The following is a 345-nucleotide window of genomic DNA, read 5'->3' as shown; positions in this document are numbered from 1 at the left end:
GGAGAACAAGGGACCCGGATGATCGGGGCAGCAGGGAGAGAATCCGGCGCATCCGGGATTTGGCTCGGCCGGGGATCGCTGGTAGAAGCCGCAGGCAGCTTGGGGCTCCGGCGCGCCAGTGGCGGAAGGAGACGGGTGTCCCGCTGCAGCGGGGCACCCGGTCGGTCAGAAGTAGGGGTTCTCGGTCGGCCGGTCGGCCCCGGTAGCGGCCTGGAGCAGCTCGGTGAGGTCGTCCGGCTGGGAGGAACGCTGATCGATCCACCACCCGGCGCGGGTGACGGTACGAGCGCTCTCCTCGACCCCCTCCCACTCCGTCTCGCTGGTTTCGCCCTCGGTGACCAGGGC

1 pseudogene is annotated in these 345 nt (G+C 70.4%); it reads right to left on the bottom strand.

The features are described from left to right. Window positions 1–165 precede the first annotated feature (165 nt). Window positions 166–345, bottom strand: a pseudogene (locus J0695_RS43235) (hypothetical protein); the annotation flags it as partial.

This window comes from Streptomyces beijiangensis (assembly GCF_017315755.1).
GTDB classification, from domain to species: domain Bacteria; phylum Actinomycetota; class Actinomycetes; order Streptomycetales; family Streptomycetaceae; genus Streptomyces; species Streptomyces beijiangensis.
Note: the sequence above shows the minus strand (reverse complement) of the source record. Positions and strands in the feature narration are given on the sequence as shown.